Raw genomic sequence first — 18876 nt, forward strand, 5'->3', positions numbered from 1 at the left:
GAAAATAGGATTAATTTTTTTTCCAAAACTCTTCTACTTTCTTCTTAAGTTCCTTCTTATCTCTTACAAAGTTCATGTTTTCCCACTCTCTCGGCATCATCATTTTATACTTATTTGTAAAGAACCTGTCATCTATAAGTACTGCTATGCCTCTATCTGTTTCAGTCCTTATTACTCTCCCTACAGACTGCAGCACTTTGTTCATTCCTGGATATGTGTATGAATAATCATATCCCTGTCCATTAAAGTTATTATAGTAATCCTTTATTATCTCTCTTTCAAAACAGACCTGAGGCAGCCCAACTCCAGTTATGATTGTTCCTATAAGAGAATCTCCTCTGAGATCTATTCCCTCTGAGAAAATACCTCCCATAACACAAAACGCCAGTATATTTTTTTCTTTATCCTCAAACTTGCTCAAAAATTCTTCACGTTGCTTTTCATTCATATCATTATTCTGAATTTCTACATTAATATCATCATATTTTTCTAGGAAAAGCTTATATGCATTTTCCATATATTTATATGAAGGAAAGAATGCTATATAATTACCCTTTTTTAAAGAGACTGTATCATGAATAATCTCTACTATATCACCAATTGTATTTTCTCTGTCTTTATACTTAGTAGATAACGGCACTGCCGAAATACCTAAATTACTGCTGTCAAATGGTGACTTGAGAAACATTCTGTAGCTGTTCTCATCACCTCCTAAAAGCGAAATATAGTAATCCATGGGCGTCATTGTTGCCGAGAACAGCACACAGCTTTTTGCCGCATTCATCTTATACTTTATTCTTGTACTAGGATCTATACAAAAAAGTTTTATAATTACATCCCGATCAGAAGTATCTACATAATTAATATAACAGTCATCAACCTCTGCCAATGTATTGAGGAATCCATTAATCTCAAAATAAAGATTCATTACTTCATCTATTCCCTCTACACCCTGATTCTTAGCAATAAACTCATCACCTTCTTTGATAAATGATTTCAGCATCTTGCTTAAATCTTTAGGTACAGAAGTTATTATCTTCTGAACAATCTGATCATCTTCCAATTCTCTTCTATAGGAAACCATAATCGAATTTATTTTACCTAAAATACCTGAAAGCTTAGGAGCTTTTCCTGTCATAAGTTTTTTAACTTTATATATGTCGCTTTTTCTTATCTCTGCAGAATACATTTCTCTTGCTCTAGGCACAAGATTATGAGCTTCATCTATAAGAATACTAATTCTATCTGTACATTCTTCAAATATATATTTAAGTGCAGCTGTAGGATCAAAAATATAATTGTAATCACATATTACAGCATCACACCATTTAGCTATTTCAAGACTCAGTTCAAAAGGACATATTTTATACTTTTCAGCTATTTCTTCTATAGTCGTTCTTGAAAACTCATCATTATCCTTCAGTATATGGTAAAGAGACCCTTTAAGCTTATCATAATAATCCTTAGCATATATGCAGTCATCAGGGTTACATTTAGGTTCATCCTTAAAACATATCTTTTCCTTGGCAGTAAGCGTAATTGTCTTGATATTCATCTTATTCTTTCTCAATATCTTAAAGGCTTCTTCAGCCACAGTTCTTGTAATAGTCTTAGATGTGAGATAAAATATTCTATCAATTTTGTCCTGTCCAAGTGCCTTAACTACAGGGAAAATAGTTGATATTGTTTTGCCTATTCCAGTTGGCGCCTTTATAAAAATCTTTTCTTTTTCCCTAACTGTATTATAAACAGCCACAGACAGCTCTCTCTGGCCCTTTCTATATTCTTTAAAAGGGAAACCAGCCTCATCAATAGACCCGTTTCTTCTATCTTTCCATTCAATATTATAGTCAGCGATATCTTTGAACTGCTTGATAATGAAGTCTATATACTCTTTAAGTTCATCTTTTGTATATTTTTTTTCAAATGTTTTAGTTTCATCATTTAATAAGCAATAATAAATAAGCCTTACTGTTATGTTCTTAAGATTTTTCTGTTCACATAATATGTAAGCATAAAACTTAGCCTGCGCCCAGTGCAGTTCATTGAAATTTTCATCTATATATACAAGGTTAGTGTTAGTAGATTTTATCTCTTCTACAATTACTCCACCATCTTCAATCACTCCGTCAGCTCTTCCTTCAACTTTTAAAGTGAATTTATCAAAATCAAAATCCATTGTAAGGTATACTTCTTTACTGTATCCTTTAATTAACTTTAAATTTTCTTCCTGAATTTTTTTATGAATCACTGTTCCTTGCATAGCACGAGAATGACTAACATATCTTGTATCAATGCTGCCACTGGATAGCGCAAAACTTACTATTTCTCTTACAGATATCGCTATAACCATCTTTATTTCCCCTTTAAAACTAATAATTTATAATTTTAAAATTCTTTACGATAATTAATTATAATCTAATTTTATTTTATAGAAAGGTTCAATTTTAATTATGTTATTTTTAAAAGATGTAAAACATATTATACTAGCAATCCTGGTCAGTTCTTTTGCTGTTTTTATTGGACTAAGTTCAGCAGAAATCTACTATAAAAAGACAGCAGTTCAATTACTGACTACAACTTATAACCTGCCATTAAGCCATAAAACTAACATATATAATAAGCCATCATCATACAATGGTCTCGTAGCAGTTGCTGATGTTGATGCAAGCTTTGTAATAGATCTTCATTATGCAAAAGATACTAACTTCACAGGAAAGAAAATATATCCCAGTGAAACATGTCTTCTACAGAAAGATACCTTAAGAAAATTAATAAATGCAAATAACGAATTCAAACAATATGGCTATAGAATAAAAATATGGGACGCCTACAGACCTTATGATGTTCAAAAACACTTATGGAGCATCGTAAGCGATAGTAGATTCATAGCCAACCCATATTATCACGGTTCTCGTCATAATAGAGGTGCAGCTGTTGATATAACACTTGTTGATGGACAGGGGCATGAATTAGAAATGCCTACAGGCTTTGATAACTTCACCACTGCTTCCTACAGAAACAGTACTTCTATGAGTTCCACAGCAAAAAAAAATATGGACTTGCTTACTTCAGTAATGGTAAAACACGGTTTCAAAACAATAGAAACAGAATGGTGGCATTTTGATGATTCTAATGCAGACAGTTACCCTCTGCTAAATGTCCAATTTGAAGATATAAAATAAAAAAGGTTGCAGGATATATTGCGAAGCCTCCGTCGTTCCCAGCGGTCTCTCCAAGTCGTTTCTTCATATGTCCTGCAACCTTCAGATTACTGAAGGCTGAAATTGCCTCCTACCATTCTTTTATACAAATGTGTAAACCCTTTGTTTTCAACGCTTTACAGCATTAAAACCCCACCTTTTTCAATGCAATTTCCTAGACATTAAAAAAGAAGCTTGCCGATAGCAGTTTTTAACTACTAATCCGGCAGGCTCTTTTGCTATTCTTCAGTATTATAATCATTAACTATTTTTTGTACAAGCTTCTTTATAACAGATGCCTGTGATATAAGAGTCATTACCATAAGAAAAATTCTTATTCTCTCTTCATCTTTTTCATCAAGATTAAGTGACTTAACTCTATGTTCAAGTTTTTCTTGATTAAATAATGGCGCTGTTAAAAAGTCTGAAAAACTTTCGGTCTGTATTTCTGCAAAAATCTTATACGCATCCTGCCATGATATTATGTCATCGCTTCTATCATTGATATCATTAAATGCTAATCTTATTACTTTCTTTATTTCTTCAGTTGTAAGAATAGGCCTCATGTAACTTAATAATACAAGCTGTGCAAGATGAATTTTTGTGTATCCTCTTTTTTTACCATCTTCCGGTTTTGAAATAACATCACTCTTAATATAATTCTGAACTATATTATTAGTGTATTTTTCATCAGTAAACTTATCATTTAAGTAGTCTATAACTTGAGACAAAAATAAGTCATACTTAGGAAGATCTTCATATGGTATTAAATTATTATTAGATATCTCTTCTGCTAATTTCATAAAGTCTCTAGTTGTAAAAGTATCGTTCATATTATCGCCTCTCGTTATTAATATCTCTTATTTTATATTATATAGTATGCATAACCATTTTACAAGTTATTTTAATCTTTTCATTTATAATTACTATTAGAATCATGTATAGTTATCAACATATTGTGCACAATTGTTGTTGATAACTATATATATTATGTTGATTTTTATGCATAGAACTTAAAATACATATAACTTGTACACATTATCCACAGACTCCTGTGAATAAGATGTTTATACCTTGTGCAATACTTTATATTTTTTGCACATATTCCAAACAATCATATTATTTTTTGTCACAGTAATATTATACACATGTTCTTAATTTCTTATACTTGTCTATATTTTCGACATTCAATATTTTATTGTCCATTTTATTACTATTTTTTTATTTTTTTTTGATTTCCATTTTTATTCCCGTATGTCTTTAATAATTTGTCATTTAAAAGGTGTACAAACTACTAAACTGCACAGTTAAAAACAAGATTTCTAATTTTTTTTCACTTGACTTTACAAAATAATGGTAGTATATTTTATTTGTAAACTTTAATGAATAAAAATAATGTAATAAGTTGAAAGTTTTATATTGACTTTAAATTACAGGTTTGTTAATATTGTATTATGTTTTGTCGAAACATGTAAATCAAGGAGGAAGAAAAAAAATGAAATCAACAGGTGTAGTAAGAAGAGTAGATGAATTAGGTAGAATAGTTATTCCAATAGAGTTAAGAAGAACTCTTGATATCGCAGAAAAGGATGCTTTAGAAATATATGTAGACGGAGAGCAGATCATATTAAAGAAATATGAACCAGCTTGTATATTCTGTGGAGATGCTAGAGATGTTATAAACTACAAAGGTAAAAACATCTGCAAGAACTGTCTTCACGAAATCAAAGAAGGAAGATAATAATTTAAAAAAGATGCTTATCAGCATATTGTTACTGATAAGCGTCTTTTTTTATATATTTATCATGTAAATTTTTAACTATTTTTGTGTTCGAAAAATATTACTTATTTTTACAATAAGATTTAAAGTTCTATGGAATGTTTATACACTTCTGATTTTTGCATATTTCTATCCTTCGCTACTTTTTTCACAGCTTCTTTTTTGCTTAAGCCTTCATTAATATATTTTCGTATATGTTCAGCTATACTCATATTTTCCCATGAAGATCTCTGTTCCATTTCAATCTCTTCATCAGTCTTACCTTCTACTACCAATACAAACTCACCACGTGGATTTTTATCCTTAAAATATTCTATTACATCTTTTATATTATTTCTGTATATCTCTTCATGAATCTTAGTTAACTCTCTACATGTAGCCATTCTTCTGTTACCAAGGTTATCAAGAAGAAACTGTAGAGTATTTAATAGCCTGTGAGGTGCTTCATAAAATATAAGTGTTTCCTGTGAGTTTTTTAATTTTTCTATTACAGCTGTACGGTCTTTATTTTCTCTTGGAAGAAATCCCTTGAAAGTAAAACCTGTTGTATCTAAACCAGAATTAACAACTGCTGTAGTAATGGCTGTAGCCCCGGGAAGAACTTCAAAATTCAAATTCTTTTTAATGCATTCTCTAATTACAACACATCCCGGATCAGATATGCCAGGAGTTCCCGCATCACTTACAAGTGCAATGTTTTTACCCTGTTCAAGAAGATCAATCAAATCCTGACTCTTGCCGTTTTCATTATGCTGATGATAGCTTATAAGACTTTTCTTTATTCCAAAATGATTTAGTAACTTTAGTGTCTGTCTTGTATCCTCTGCTGCAACAAAGTCAGCTTCTTTTAATACTTCAAGTCCTCTTAAAGTCATATCTTTTAAATTTCCTATTGGTGTAGGAACTATATATAATTTTCCCATCATTCTATCCCCTTCCGTATATTTCATCTATTTCTTTTGTATAGCATCCTTTATCATCATAGACATATAAAGGCTCTTCAAATTTTAAGAATGAACCTCCATCTCTCTGACCTTCTACAAGCACTATATTAGGAGCCTTTTTCGCACTAGGATGCACAAATTGTACTCTTTTAGGTTCTATTTTATACTTCCTCATAAGACAGAATATATCTGCTAACCTTTCAGGTCTATGAACCATATAAAGTCTTCCATTATCCTTCAGCAGTATTCTTGAGGCAGCTATAACATTTTCAAGGTTACATAGAACCTCGTGTCTTGCTATAGTAAGTTTATCTGTGGCATTCTTTATGCCAGCATTCATAAGCTTATATGGTGGATTCACCGTTACCACATCAGCTCTTTCAAGCTTTTTAAGTACCGCTGTATCCTTTAGGTCTGCACACATAAAATCAACTCTATCCTGCAGATTATTTATTTCAACACTTCTATGAGCCATTTCTACAAATTCATCCTGAATTTCTATTCCTAATACTTTTTTTGCTTTAGTCTTTCCTGCAATTATAAAAGGTACAATACCTGTGCCTGTGCAGAGATCAATAACTGTATGATTATTCTTCACGTTTGCATAGTTTGCCAGCAGAACAGCATCTATTCCAAATCTGAAGGCTTTCTTTTTCTGAATTATATTTATGCCATTCAGCTGTAAATCATCTAATGTTTCATCTTCTCTTACTAAATCCATTGTAAATCCAACCTACTTCTTTATAGTTTTCTATTCTATTATAAACTAAAGTTTAAATTATATATATCTATAATTTTAAAAAAGCGGATTCTGCATACAAAATACAGAGTCCGCTTTTTATTATTTATTGTGCTTTTAGTTTTTTCATAACTGAAATAATATAGTCTCTCTTTATAAATACTATAATAGCAATTATAAATATAATTACATATCTTATTATAAAATGTTCATAAAACGCCATCATCACAAACGAACTTAATGTTAATGCAATTGAAACTAATACAATAAACTTAACATCATATATTTTAGCTTTCTGGGCCTTTTTCATAAAGAAGTAATGTGCTACACTTAATGCAATATAACCCGCAAGTGTCGTATAAGCTGCTGCAATGTACCCAAAGACAGGTATAAACATAATATTAAGTACGATGTTTAAAACCGCAGCACAGCTTGTAGCAATCATGATAAGCTTAGTTTTCTTATAGAAGAATTCAATATTAGAAAATAATGAGTATATAAATATAAAGAATACTCCTAATATTATCGGAGGCATACACCATATAGCATCTTTATACTTTGGATCAGCCAGTATATGTAATATCTCTGGTGCAAAAATTACAAATGCAAAACATGCTAATGCAAAAACAATAATTATAGGCTTAGATAATTTACCTATATCATCAAATTCCTTTTTATCAAGCTTTTGATATGTCCATGGTATCCATGATGCATTAACAGAGCTTGATACAATCTGGATTATTGTTGCAGCTGAATATGCAACTCCATATAAACCTGCCGCTTCATTACTTACCATTTTACTTATTATTATTCTATCTGATGATGATAAAACCTGATTTGATAAAAAATGTGGTATAAGTGGAATGCTAAATACAAGAGCATACTTCCAGTATTTTTTATTGATTCCTATCTTTCCTCTCTTAATCATCATAATATATAGATATAAACATACTATAAATGTTAAAAGAGATCCACCCAAAGTTTTACTAAACGCTTTATTAAAAGGCATATATACTACAAATAAATATGCAAGTGCCGCACCACCAACGGCAGTAAACAAACTTATAAATACAGATTTTTTATATTTATAGCTAAACTTCTGCTGTACAAACCAAAAATCCAATGCCGGATTTAACCAGATTGAAAGGAACAGCAGATATACCATTGATGTCGGAATATTCAGCAGTCCTATAAGCTGAGCCTTGAATACACAGAATATAATCGCAGCAAACGCAGTATTGATTGTAATCAAAGTCAGCATCGATGATGTAAACTCATCAAGTTCATCCTTATAATCTATCATGGCATTGCTGTATACACCTATTGGAATACAAAGCGTGACTATTACATTCAGAACACCGTACCAAGCCTGAAATGTATTCATTATTCCGTAATCGCCTTTAGTCAGTACTCTAGTAAATATCATTGTTGTTATGACACTTATTGCCTTCTGTGCAATGTTAGCAAACATAAACCAGAATGATGCCTTTACAGGCGCAGAAGCATCTTTATACATTGCTTTTAATTTCAATTCTACACATCCTATCTAATAATTTATTAACTTTTTATAAAAATATCAAAATACATTTAACGAATAAATTATATTCCTATTTTCTAAATTTACAATAATCTTTTTGTAAATATCCAATATAAATTATACATCATAAAACAAAAGGCAGAAATATCAAATAATATTTCCGCCTCTGTATTTTTAAACTTTTATTATTTTCTCGCTTATTAACCAATTACTCTTCTTGCACTTGAATAATGATATATTGGTCCTACCTTAACAACATCGCCTGTTCTTGGAGCATGTATCATCTGTCCACCGCCAACATATATACCAACGTGTCCTCCACCATTAGTGAAAACTAAATCTCCTGGTTGAAGTTCTGAATATGAAACTGATCTACCTGTTCTTAACTGTTCTCCTGTCCAGCCTCCTATTTCTATGCCAGCTGCATTTCTATAAACATATGATGTAAAACCTGAACAATCAAATACATTAGGCCCTTTTCCACCTGAAACATATGGTCTCCCCCTGAATTGATATGCATATGCTATTATTGATGAAACATTACCACTATATGTTCCTCTATTTAAACTTACCCCAGTACTTTCGCTTCCTGCTGTTACATTTGATGAACTACTTTGCTGCTTACTTGCTATAATATCTTTTGCTTTTTCGATATATTCTTTAGCCTGATTATCAATTTCATCAGTTGTTATACTTTCTCTTGCAGCTGTAAGCATTTCAATAGCATTTCTTAATTCTGAAATACTGCTTGTATCCTTTTTAATTATTGAAATTGGATACTCAATTAAAGTTTTTTCACTATCTGCTAGATTAACAGTAACCTTTTTCTTTTCTTCTTTTAACCTATCAACTTCAACCTGCTGCTCTGCTTTTAATTTATTAAGTTTTTTCATTTCAACTTTGTTTTTTTCATTTATTTTGTTAATTTCATCTTTCTTGTCCTGAAGTTCCTGCTTTTTATTATCCAGAACCTTCTTTTGATTCTCAATATCTGAAATTACCTGCTTATCAATCTTCATAACCTTACCAACTGCTTGTACCTTATTAATTAAGTCACTTATACTCGTTGAAGAAAATAAAATTGATATATAGCTTTCATTACCTCCAGATTTGTATATAGCTCTCATTCTTTCACCAAAAGCCTGCTGCTTCTTTTCAAAATTTTCTTTTACCTTATCTATATCTTTCTGTACTAAAACTATATCAGCTTTTATATCCTCAATATTCTTATCATTTTCTTGAATATTTTTTACTAATGGTTCTATTTGAGCATCTAATACTTCTATCTTATCGGTTAATGTATTTATTTTGCTATTAACTTCATCTAATTTCTGTTTATTATAATGCATCTCCTGCTTTTGAGCATCTGTTAATGGTTCTGCAAACGCTGTAAAGCTTGTTCCGGCCAGTAGAGTTATTGCTAAAAGAGTTGAAATCGTATTCTTTTTCATAATCTTTTTATAAATCGTTCTTTTAAAATTAAAATAACGAATTTTTCCTCCCCTCGTTATTATTATTACAATTTGATTACAAATATTATTATATCACTATTATTCCATAATAATCATTAAAATACAATTTTTTATAGTTTATCTTATATTAACTTTTTGTAAATGTTTCTTATAAATCACATTTAAAACCTTTTTCCATGCTATTTACTACACATAAAAAACGAAGGTATCGCTCGATACCTTCGTCTGTATACTTTTAAATTCTTTTTATTTTAAAACTATTAACCAATAACTCTTCTTGCACCACAATAATTATATATTGGTCCTACCTTTACGCTTTCCCCTGTTCTTGGAGCATGTATCATGTTTCCATTACCTACATAAATACCAACATGACCACCACCATTAGTGAAAACTAAATCTCCTGGCTGAAGTTCTGAGTATGATACTGATTTACCAACTCCCATCTGATCATAAGTAGTTCTACCAATTGAAATTCCAGCTGCATTACTATAAACATATGATGTAAAACCTGAGCAATCAAAAGAACTTGGTCCTGTTGCCCCATAAACATATGGTATTCCCTGGAATTGATATGCATACGCTAATAGCGATGATGTACTTCCACCTTGTCCTCTGTTTACACCTGAACCAGTGCTAGTAGATCCTGCTGTTGATGAACTGCTTTGCTGTCTGCTTGATATAATATCTTTTGCTTTTTCAATATACGCTTTAGCCTGATTGTCAATTTCATCAGTTGTTATCTGAGTTCTAGCAGATCTAAGCATTTCAATAGCATTTCTTAATTCTGAAATACTGCTTGAATCTTTTTTGATTATTGAAATTGGATATTCAATTAAAGGCTTTTCACTATCTGCTAAATTAACAGTAACCTTCTTCTTTTCTTCTTTTAGCTTATCAACTTCAACCTGTTGTTCTGCTTTTAACTTGTTAAGTTTTTCTATCTTAACTTTATTTTCTTCATTTATCTTGTTAATTTCATCTTTCTTATTCTGAAGTTCCTTCTTCTTATTGTCAAGAACCTTCTTCTGAGCTTCTATATCTGAAATTATCTGTTTATCAAGCTTCATAATCTTTCCAACAGCCTGTACTTTATCAATTAAGTCACTTAAGCTTGTTGAAGAAAATAAAATTGATATGTAACTTTCATTACCTCCAGATTTGTATATAGCTCTCATTCTTTCACCAAAAGCCTGTTGCTTCTTATCAAGTTTCTCTTGAGCTACTTTAATATCTTTCTCCACTAACACTATATCAGATTTTATATTTTCAATCTTCTTATCATTTTCTTGAACCTTCCATACTAATGGCTCAATCTGAGTTGTTAATGCATCTATTTTATCAGTTAATTTGTTTATTTTGCTATTTACTTCATCTAATTTCTGTTTATTTTGCTGTATCTCTTGTTTTTGAGCATTAGTTAACGGTTCTGCATATGCTGTAAAACATGTTCCCGCTAATAGAGTTATCGCTAAAAGAGTTGAAATCGACTTCTTTTTCATAATATTCATATAAATTCGTTCCTTTATGATTAATCTAACGAATTTTTCCTCCCCCAGTTATTATTATTACAATTTGATTACAAAAGTTATTATACCACTAAATACCTATCTTCGACAACGTAAATAATTAACATTTCTAATTTTCATACTAATTTTACATTTTATTCACATAGTAGTTTCCTCTTAAAAACTACATTTCCCTTGAAAAGAAGAAGAATATTGTATTACAATGATTAATGTATAATTAAATTATATAATTAAAACCCTATGATTAAGGAGGAATACTATTTGTATAAATTCATAGAAGCTAACGAACTTGATATAAATGCTTTTAACAAGAACAATAGTAAGGGACATATCTTTCAAACTTCATACTGGGCTGATCTAAAAAAAGATTGGAGCCATAAATTCATTATGGGTTATGACGAAAATAATGAAGTGGTGCTTTCTGCCACTATAATATTAAGAAAAGCACCATATATAAACACATACATGGGTTATATACCAAGAGGTTTTGTATGTGATTATAGCAATAATCAGCTACTTATTGATTTCACAGAATTTTTAAGAGAATTTGCGAAAAGAAATAAAATTGCATTTATAACAGTTGATCCAGATATACATTTAAATGAAAATGAAATTATCGTTGACAATGGTCTTGAAACTAAAAACTTCTTAAAAAGCATCGGTTATAAAAATACAGATTCTAAAAACTTTGAAGGCATCCAACCAAATTTTGTTTTCAGACTTCCTTTAGAAACTGAAGGCGATAAAGAAAAAATCAAAAAGGCTACATTTAAAAACTTCTCTTCAAAAACTAGATATAATATAAAGGTAGCTGAAGATAGAGGCTTATCTGTAGAAGTATATGATAACAGTAATCTTAATGAAGATGTACTTACAAAGTTCCATGATATCATGGTTACAACAGGAAAGAGAGATAATTTTATTGTAAGACATAGAGAATACTTTAAAGATATGATTGTTGATCTTGATCCTTACTGTAGACTTTATATGATAAAATACAGCTATGAAAAAGATGCTGCTAGATTAAATGAAAAGATATTAAAGCAACAATCTATTCGTGAAAAGGCACTTCCTAGAATTGATGAATTCAAAGCTAAAATTGCTGAGGAAACAGATGAAGATAAACTTCATAGATTAAGCAAGAAGCTTCAAGAACAGGAAAACAAGGTTAAGGAATCAGATAGACAAATTGAGGGCTTCAAAAAGAAACTTACTGAAATAGAACCTTTCAAGGGACAGGAAATATATTTATCAGGCTCTATATACCTTTATTATGGCAATAAGGCATGGTATCTATATGGCGCATCAGACAATACCCTTAGAGACACAATGCCTAACTTCTTAATGCAGTGGGCAATGATTCAGGACAGTATTGATCTTGGATGCTCTATTTATGATTTCAGAGGTGTATCAGGAGATCTTAATCCCGAAAATCCACTATATGGTCTATATAAATTTAAGAAAGGCTTTAATGGAAACTTTGTAGAATTTATAGGTGAATTTGATCTTGTTGTAAATCCACTTATATATAACCTATATAAGAAAGCTTTTCCTAAATTCAAGGAAGTTCGTAATAAAATAATGAATAAAAGACAAAAATGAAGAAAAGGGGTTGACACTCCTTTTTCTTTATCTTATAATAATACTTGTTGCCGGGGTGTGGCGCAGATGGGAGCGCGCGTGGTTTGGGACCATGAGGTCGCAGGTTCAATCCCTGTCACCCCGACCATAAAAAAAGAATTGCTGTTTGCAATTCTTTTTTATTTATTAGTTTTTCCATCATTAATTATTTCTTTATTATTATAATAAAGTTCATCTTCCTTTCCAGCTGCTTTACATAACGCAAGTGCCAACACTATATCCACTGCTATAAAAAATATTGCTACTAATATAATTATAAACATAATAATCACCCTTTTTTTATCTCATATTTATTATATTGCTCTTCTTTTCAAATTTTATGCATCTATTTACAATTTATATTTTACCACATATTACCAATAGCAATCATGTTTGTTTCCTTCTATTTATTTTTTCTTTTAAAATATTATATGATAGTATACTATAATATAGTATACAAATTTAATTAGGGGGGAATTTTAATGTTTTCAGATATAAAAGCTGCTATTTTCGATCTTGATGGAACTCTTATTGATTCTATGGGATTATGGAATAGTATCGACGTAAATTACTTAAAAAAATTTAATCTTGCAGTTCCTGAAAGACTTCAGGATGATATATGCCATTTAAATTTTCAGGAAACTGCTGCTTATTTTAAAGATAGATTTAATATACCTGATTCTCTTGATAAAATTATGGCTGACTGGCACAACATGGCCTATGATGCTTATTGTACAAGCATAAAATTAAAAAAAGGTGTTGTAGAATTCTTACAATTTTTAAAAGATTCAAATATCAAAATTGCTTTAGCTACAAGTAATTCTAATGATCTTCTTGAAGCATCTTTAAAAGCAAATAAAATTTATGATTTCTTTGATGCCATAACAACTACATCTGAAGTTGAAAGAAATAAAGAATTTCCTGATGTATACCTTCTAGCTGCTAAAAAGCTTTCTGTAGCTCCTGAAAACTGTCTTGTATTTGAGGACCTACCAACTGCTATAAAAGGTGCTAAAAAAGGCAACATGAAAGTAGTAGGCATTTATGATGCGTGGAACGAAGACCAGTGGTCTTTAATTAAAAGCTTATCAGATTATTCAATTAAAGATTATAGAGAACTTCTTATAAAAAATTAAAAAACGATATTTTTCAATGCAATTTCCTAGACGTTAAAAAAGTAATCAGACCTATAGATGTCTGATTACTTTTTTTATTTATATTTTATTATAAATTTCCTGTAGTTGCTGCATATATTTGTTTATATTATACTTATCTAAAATATAACTATATGCATTTTCTGCAATTTTATCTGCCATATCCTTGTCAGAATACATCCTCAGCATTGCATCAGCAAGCTTTTTCTTAGTTCTTTCATCAAGAATCAATCCGTTATACTCCTGAGTTATAAGATTCTTAAGACCTGATACTGGTGTAGAAATTACAGGCTTCTTCATAGCCATAGCTTCAAGTACAGCCATAGGTAGGCCTTCTCTTACTGATGGCAAAATAAAGCAGTCAAAAACATTCATATAATCATAAACATTTTTCTGATATCCTGCAAATATAACTCTGTCTTCTATGTTAAACTGCTTAACTAGATTTTCAAGGCGTTTTCTTTCTTCTCCATCACCAACAATTAGAAGCACTGAATCTGCAGCTTTATTCTTAATCTCATTAAATGCTTCTATCATTAAGTCAGCGCCCTTTATTTCAAGAAGTCTCCCTAAAAAACCAAAAACATATATACTATCTTTTATATTAAACTTACTTTTAAACTCATCTTTATCAGCTATTTTATACTTATTGAATTCATTGAAGTTAAAAGAATTATCCATATAAATAACTTTTTCAGCATCTACTGAATTGTTATGCTCAAGATAATAATTCTTAACTTCCTTAGAACATGCAATTGACAGTGCATACTTCCTCCTGAAGAATCTATCAATATACTTTAGAGGACCTCTGCCCTTCATCCATTCGTATGGAGTATGCATATGAGACACTACAGGTATCCCCCTTGATCTTCCTGCTAGGTATCCACCTATTGATGCTTTAACATCATGTCCATGTATTATATCTATCTGTTCTGACTCAACAACTTTTTTAATCTTCTTTATTTCTGATAATTTTAAGCCACTTATATCTGCACAGTATACTTTTATTCCCTTTTCCTCATAGTACTTTCTTAGTGGGTCCCCAGCGCATATAACTATAGGTGTATAATTATTATCTAAATTAGTACAAATATCTGAAACTACTTTTTCAGCTCCACTTAATTTATTTGTTGCAACTATGTGCAGAATCTTTTTAACTTTCATTTTCTCTTCTCCTATTCATTCTATGCTTAAGGACTACTGTATAATATCTTTTAATAATAGTATTCCCTTCCTATAGGACTTATTGATTCACATTCCTCTATATTAGGTGACTGAGTAGTCGAATCGTAATCCTTAATTCTTACCTTGTAGTTGCCATATGCTTCAGTAAGATATAAATCTGTATCTGCAGGAACATCAAATTCACAGCCTTTAAAATTCAATTTAGTAAAGCCCTTATATGTAAAAGTAGCTTTTGTTGTTTTCCATCCTCTGAAAGTAAGCATAGTTGGTGTCTTATCAAATGTAACATCACATGTTGGATTACTGTAGAACGCATACGCCCACACCTTATCACCTTCAAGAGTATTATAAAAAATATCTATAGATGATCCATTGTACTGATATGTCTGTTCAACTATCTTATTATCTACTTCAAATTCTCTGATCTTTCTCAGACCGTTATTTATCATAGACTTTTCTACTTTGTCAGCATCTCCAATAAATGTAGATACATCCAGGTCAGCGTCATACTCTATAAAGTCTTTATCTCTTACTGCTCCAAGCAGTGTTCCGTAGTCAAGCCACATTGTCTTGTCTATATCTTTAAACGCCTTAAATGTTCTTCTTAATGTTTCTTCTCCGTACTTTTTAAATGCCTGCTTCTTCTTATAATTTCTGTAGTTCCAAAGCATTTTTGCAGCTTTTTTTCTTATAAAACTTTTACCCATGATATCCCTTCTTTACTTCTCTTGATGTATTTTATTCTTAAATAATAAAACAGTTTTAAAAATTCCAAACTTCATAAATATTATCTTTAATTTATCATTTCTGCCAAGATTTTTTAGCCGAACTTCTTTAATTTTAACCCGTTTTGATAACTTTATCAACTCGTTATAAATATTCTCAGGTCTTTTCTTATGATTAAACTCATAGTTATAAAGCATAACAAATGCAACGTTTAATCTGTTAATAAAGAATCTTTTATATTCCTCCTTAACTTTATCAATTATGCCACTTTTATCCAATATCTGCTTTACAGTTTCAAAACTTCTAACAAAATGTTCTATAGTTGCAGGATTAACATCTTTTGTTATAGAACCGTTTCTCTGAACATAGTTGTAGCTATAACAATCACTGAATACTATACCCTTGCAAGCTAATATAAGCTTTATAGTTGTTTCTGCATCTTCAAACATCTTGCCCATAGGAAACCTGATATTATTTTCAGTAAACAGGCTCTTCTTGAACAGCTTGTTACATGCATATCCATCCACCTGCTGATCTAATAAAAACTGTCTTATACAGTATTCAGAATCAAACACCTTATCTTCATCATAGTCACGTGTATCCTCATATGTATAGCCAGTTTCCTCTATATACTTAGTAACACCGCATATAGCCATATCTGCTTTTTTACTGCTGATCTGATTATATAATCTTTCAATCATATCAGGCTTTATAAAATCATCACTGTCAATGAAACAAACATACTCGCCTAAAGCTTCGTCAATTCCTCTGTTTCTAGCAGCACTTAAACCTGCATTCTTCTGAGTAATAAGTCTGATTCTTTCAGGATACTTCTCCACATATTCCTGTGCTATACTAAAACTATTATCAGTAGAACCATCATTTATCAATATAATTTCGTAGTCAGTAAATGTCTGCTTTAATATACTGTCAATAGCCCTGTTAAGGTACCTTTCAACATTATATATAGGCACAATAATACTTACTTCAACCATTTTGCTTCTCCTCAACTCTATAGTCCATAAATTTCCGGATCATGTATCACTCTATCTTCTTCTTTAGGAAGCTGCATATAGTTGCTTCCATAAATAGTAGACAGATAAGTATCACAGTTATTAGGACCTAAAAATACTGAACCTTCAAATTCTATATCCTTAGTTGGCAATATATCGCTAATATTGTAATAGTTGTAATGAGAATTTGGATCTACACCATACTCTATACATTCTACGCCATATCCTAATTGTGCACTTTTCATGTCTACAGGTTCATTAATTAAATCTTTTGTCTTATCTATAATATACTGACTTAACTGTCTATCATTCTTTCTAACAACTGTTTTATTAAGAAGATGACAGCCAAGTATTTTAACATTCATTTTTAAGTTTTTAAAAAATGGCTTTTTAACTGAATTTCTGCTATATTCAACTACTCCCTTAACAAACAGAATTTCTTTTGCTGCCTTCTGTTTTTTAGCAATCTTATTTTCATCATAATAATCATATGGGAATATATCAATTCTTATATATTTATCATAATCAAGTTCACCATTATCATTATATGGTCTTCTTAATTTTATCCAAGAAACACATGCTCTTTCGTCAGTTTCAGGTAGCTGCAGAATCATATCATCGGGTAATAACTTTTCTTCATTTATCTTTTTAAGTTTTTCATAGTCTTCTCTAAGCATGCCAACATCAATATCATCATCCCAAGGAATAAATCCCTTATGTCTCACTGCACCTAAAGCAGTACCTGATTCAATAAAATAATTAATATCGTTTTTCCTGCATACTTCATCAAGCTCAACTAAAAGCTCTGCCATCTTAACCTGTGCAGTTCTTAAGTTTAATAATTTCATTTCTTTAACTCCTATATTTCCATTTAATATACTAATATTGTAAATAGCACACCAAATCACTCAGTGTGCTATCATTTATGATATTATTTATATTCTACTCCATATTTCTTTGTTAATTCATCTAAGAAATCAAAATACTTTTTCTGCTGTGCCTTCTGAATTAATTCATTTAATACATTCTGCTTTACTTCTTCAAATGCTTTTGTTGAAGCTTCATGCTTAGCATCTACCTGAATTAAATGATATCCAAACTGAGTCTTTACAGGTTCACTTACTTCTCCTATTGGAAGGCTGAATGCTGCTTCTTCAAATTCTGGAACCATCATTCCTCTTGAAAATTCTCCAAGGTTTCCTCCCTGTTCCTTTGATGGGCATGAAGAATATTTTCTTGCAGCATCTTCAAAACTTAATCCATTAGCTATTTCATCTTTAATCTTAACAGCATCTTCTTCTTTAGATACTAAGATATGTTTAGCAGATACTCTCTCAGGTTCTCCAAACTGTTCTTTGTTTTCATCATAATATTTCTTTACTTCATCATCTGTAACAGTTACTTCTGATAACACTTTGTTTATTACTGTCTGAGTTAACAAATCAGATTTAATCTGTTCTAATTGTTCTTTATATTCAGGTAATTCTTCATAATTATTTTCTTTTCCAAATTTATTTGCAAGTTCAAAGCCAACCATCTGTGTAAGAATCTGTTTTCTTCCTTGTTCTGATTTAGCCATTGCCTGTTGTTGAGCTGGATATCTCTCAATAACTTTATTTATATCTTGGTCTGTAATTTCTTTTCCTGCTACTATAGCAACTACCTTGTTTTCCATGTCATTTCTCCTTTAACAATTCTTCTAAGCTTAACATATTATATGATACCATAAATTAATGATTATTAACATTCATTTATGTTTAGTATCTCCTATATTTTTATTAATTACCTATTATAATGAATCTCACTATACTTTTTTACTATACTTTTAAATATATTTTAGTCATGACCACCCGTAAACGGGTCTATATACTCCTTCAAACTCATTTGTTCATAAGCAATATCTTCTTGTATTTGATTCTTAATATATTCTTCTATTACTTTTTTATTTCTTCCTACTGTATCTACATAATATCC

The 18876-nt window shown here is 30.6% G+C and carries 17 protein-coding genes, 1 tRNA gene and 1 pseudogene; 5 read left to right on the top strand and 14 right to left on the bottom strand.

The features are described from left to right. Positions 1 to 10 precede the first annotated feature (10 nt). On the bottom strand, positions 11 to 2353 hold the full coding sequence (locus FYJ33_RS10440) for a helicase C-terminal domain-containing protein (RefSeq protein ID WP_154531684.1): 2343 nt from the start codon (positions 2351 to 2353) through the stop codon (positions 11 to 13). A gap of 100 nt (positions 2354 to 2453) precedes the next feature. Here FYJ33_RS10440 and ddpX point away from each other — a divergent pair, with 100 nt between their 5' ends. Next, complete coding sequence (gene ddpX, locus FYJ33_RS10445) at positions 2454 to 3185, top strand: D-alanyl-D-alanine dipeptidase (RefSeq protein WP_154531685.1); 732 nt, start codon at positions 2454 to 2456, stop codon at positions 3183 to 3185. A 257-nt stretch (positions 3186 to 3442) separates the two neighbouring features. Here the strand turns inward: ddpX and FYJ33_RS10450 are convergent, their stop codons facing one another. Continuing rightward, positions 3443 to 4036: a DUF1836 domain-containing protein gene (locus FYJ33_RS10450; RefSeq protein WP_154531686.1), complete on the bottom strand. Its 594-nt coding sequence runs from the start codon at positions 4034 to 4036 to the stop codon at positions 3443 to 3445. Positions 4037 to 4698: 662 nt separating this feature from the next. On the opposite strand from FYJ33_RS10450, the gene FYJ33_RS10460 reads away from it, so the two are divergent. After that, complete coding sequence (locus FYJ33_RS10460) at positions 4699 to 4944, top strand: AbrB/MazE/SpoVT family DNA-binding domain-containing protein (RefSeq protein WP_154531687.1); 246 nt, start codon at positions 4699 to 4701, stop codon at positions 4942 to 4944. 122 nt (positions 4945 to 5066) lie between these two features. Here the strand turns inward: FYJ33_RS10460 and rsmI are convergent, their stop codons facing one another. From rsmI to FYJ33_RS10485, 5 genes are all read right to left on the bottom strand, one after another. Continuing rightward, positions 5067 to 5909: a 16S rRNA (cytidine(1402)-2'-O)-methyltransferase gene (rsmI, locus tag FYJ33_RS10465; protein WP_154531688.1), complete on the bottom strand. Its 843-nt coding sequence runs from the start codon at positions 5907 to 5909 to the stop codon at positions 5067 to 5069. Position 5910: 1 nt separating this feature from the next. Beyond that, a complete protein-coding gene (locus FYJ33_RS10470) occupies positions 5911 to 6648 on the bottom strand; it encodes a tRNA1(Val) (adenine(37)-N6)-methyltransferase (protein ID WP_154531689.1) in 738 nt (245 codons plus the stop codon). Between the two features lie 124 nt (positions 6649 to 6772). Continuing rightward, the gene (locus tag FYJ33_RS10475) at positions 6773 to 8197 is read right to left on the bottom strand and encodes a lipopolysaccharide biosynthesis protein (RefSeq protein WP_154531690.1); all 1425 of its coding nucleotides are present in this window, start codon (positions 8195 to 8197) and stop codon (positions 6773 to 6775) included. Between the two features lie 206 nt (positions 8198 to 8403). Further along, positions 8404 to 9654 (bottom strand): C40 family peptidase, encoded by a 1251-nt coding sequence (locus FYJ33_RS10480; RefSeq protein ID WP_154531691.1) that lies wholly within the window; start codon positions 9652 to 9654, stop codon positions 8404 to 8406. Between the two features lie 281 nt (positions 9655 to 9935). Beyond that, complete coding sequence (locus FYJ33_RS10485) at positions 9936 to 11186, bottom strand: C40 family peptidase (RefSeq protein ID WP_154531692.1); 1251 nt, start codon at positions 11184 to 11186, stop codon at positions 9936 to 9938. A 279-nt stretch (positions 11187 to 11465) separates the two neighbouring features. On the opposite strand from FYJ33_RS10485, the gene FYJ33_RS10490 reads away from it, so the two are divergent. Together FYJ33_RS10490 and FYJ33_RS10495 are read left to right on the top strand one after the other, a co-directional pair. After that, on the top strand, positions 11466 to 12806 hold the full coding sequence (locus FYJ33_RS10490; RefSeq protein WP_154531693.1) for a lipid II:glycine glycyltransferase FemX: 1341 nt from the start codon (positions 11466 to 11468) through the stop codon (positions 12804 to 12806). 51 nt (positions 12807 to 12857) lie between these two features. Continuing rightward, positions 12858 to 12933: transfer RNA gene (locus tag FYJ33_RS10495), tRNA-Pro, on the top strand. Positions 12934 to 12964: 31 nt separating this feature from the next. On the opposite strand, the gene FYJ33_RS10500 is transcribed toward FYJ33_RS10495, so the two are convergent. Beyond that, positions 12965 to 13108: a hypothetical protein gene (locus tag FYJ33_RS10500; RefSeq protein ID WP_154531694.1), complete on the bottom strand. Its 144-nt coding sequence runs from the start codon at positions 13106 to 13108 to the stop codon at positions 12965 to 12967. Between the two features lie 198 nt (positions 13109 to 13306). Here FYJ33_RS10500 and FYJ33_RS10505 point away from each other — a divergent pair, with 198 nt between their 5' ends. Further along, positions 13307 to 13960, top strand: coding sequence for an HAD family hydrolase (locus FYJ33_RS10505; protein ID WP_154531695.1), 654 nt, complete (start codon positions 13307 to 13309; stop codon positions 13958 to 13960). 78 nt (positions 13961 to 14038) lie between these two features. Here the strand turns inward: FYJ33_RS10505 and FYJ33_RS10510 are convergent, their stop codons facing one another. From FYJ33_RS10510 to FYJ33_RS10535, 6 genes and pseudogenes are all read right to left on the bottom strand, one after another. Beyond that, positions 14039 to 15142 (bottom strand): glycosyltransferase family 4 protein, encoded by a 1104-nt coding sequence (locus FYJ33_RS10510; protein ID WP_154531696.1) that lies wholly within the window; start codon positions 15140 to 15142, stop codon positions 14039 to 14041. Between the two features lie 50 nt (positions 15143 to 15192). Continuing rightward, positions 15193 to 15870, bottom strand: coding sequence for a LicD family protein (locus tag FYJ33_RS10515; RefSeq protein ID WP_154531697.1), 678 nt, complete (start codon positions 15868 to 15870; stop codon positions 15193 to 15195). A 12-nt stretch (positions 15871 to 15882) separates the two neighbouring features. After that, positions 15883 to 16884, bottom strand: coding sequence for a glycosyltransferase family 2 protein (locus FYJ33_RS10520; RefSeq protein ID WP_154531698.1), 1002 nt, complete (start codon positions 16882 to 16884; stop codon positions 15883 to 15885). Positions 16885 to 16901: 17 nt separating this feature from the next. Next, on the bottom strand, positions 16902 to 17750 hold the full coding sequence (locus tag FYJ33_RS10525) for a LicD family protein (protein ID WP_154531699.1): 849 nt from the start codon (positions 17748 to 17750) through the stop codon (positions 16902 to 16904). 83 nt (positions 17751 to 17833) lie between these two features. Next, on the bottom strand, positions 17834 to 18577 hold the full coding sequence (locus tag FYJ33_RS10530) for a peptidylprolyl isomerase (RefSeq protein ID WP_154531700.1): 744 nt from the start codon (positions 18575 to 18577) through the stop codon (positions 17834 to 17836). A gap of 161 nt (positions 18578 to 18738) precedes the next feature. Further along, positions 18739 to 18876 (bottom strand): annotated as a pseudogene (locus FYJ33_RS10535) (IS200/IS605 family transposase); the annotation flags it as partial.

The organism is Inconstantimicrobium porci, assembly GCF_009696465.1.
Taxonomy (GTDB): domain Bacteria; phylum Bacillota; class Clostridia; order Clostridiales; family Clostridiaceae; genus Inconstantimicrobium; species Inconstantimicrobium porci.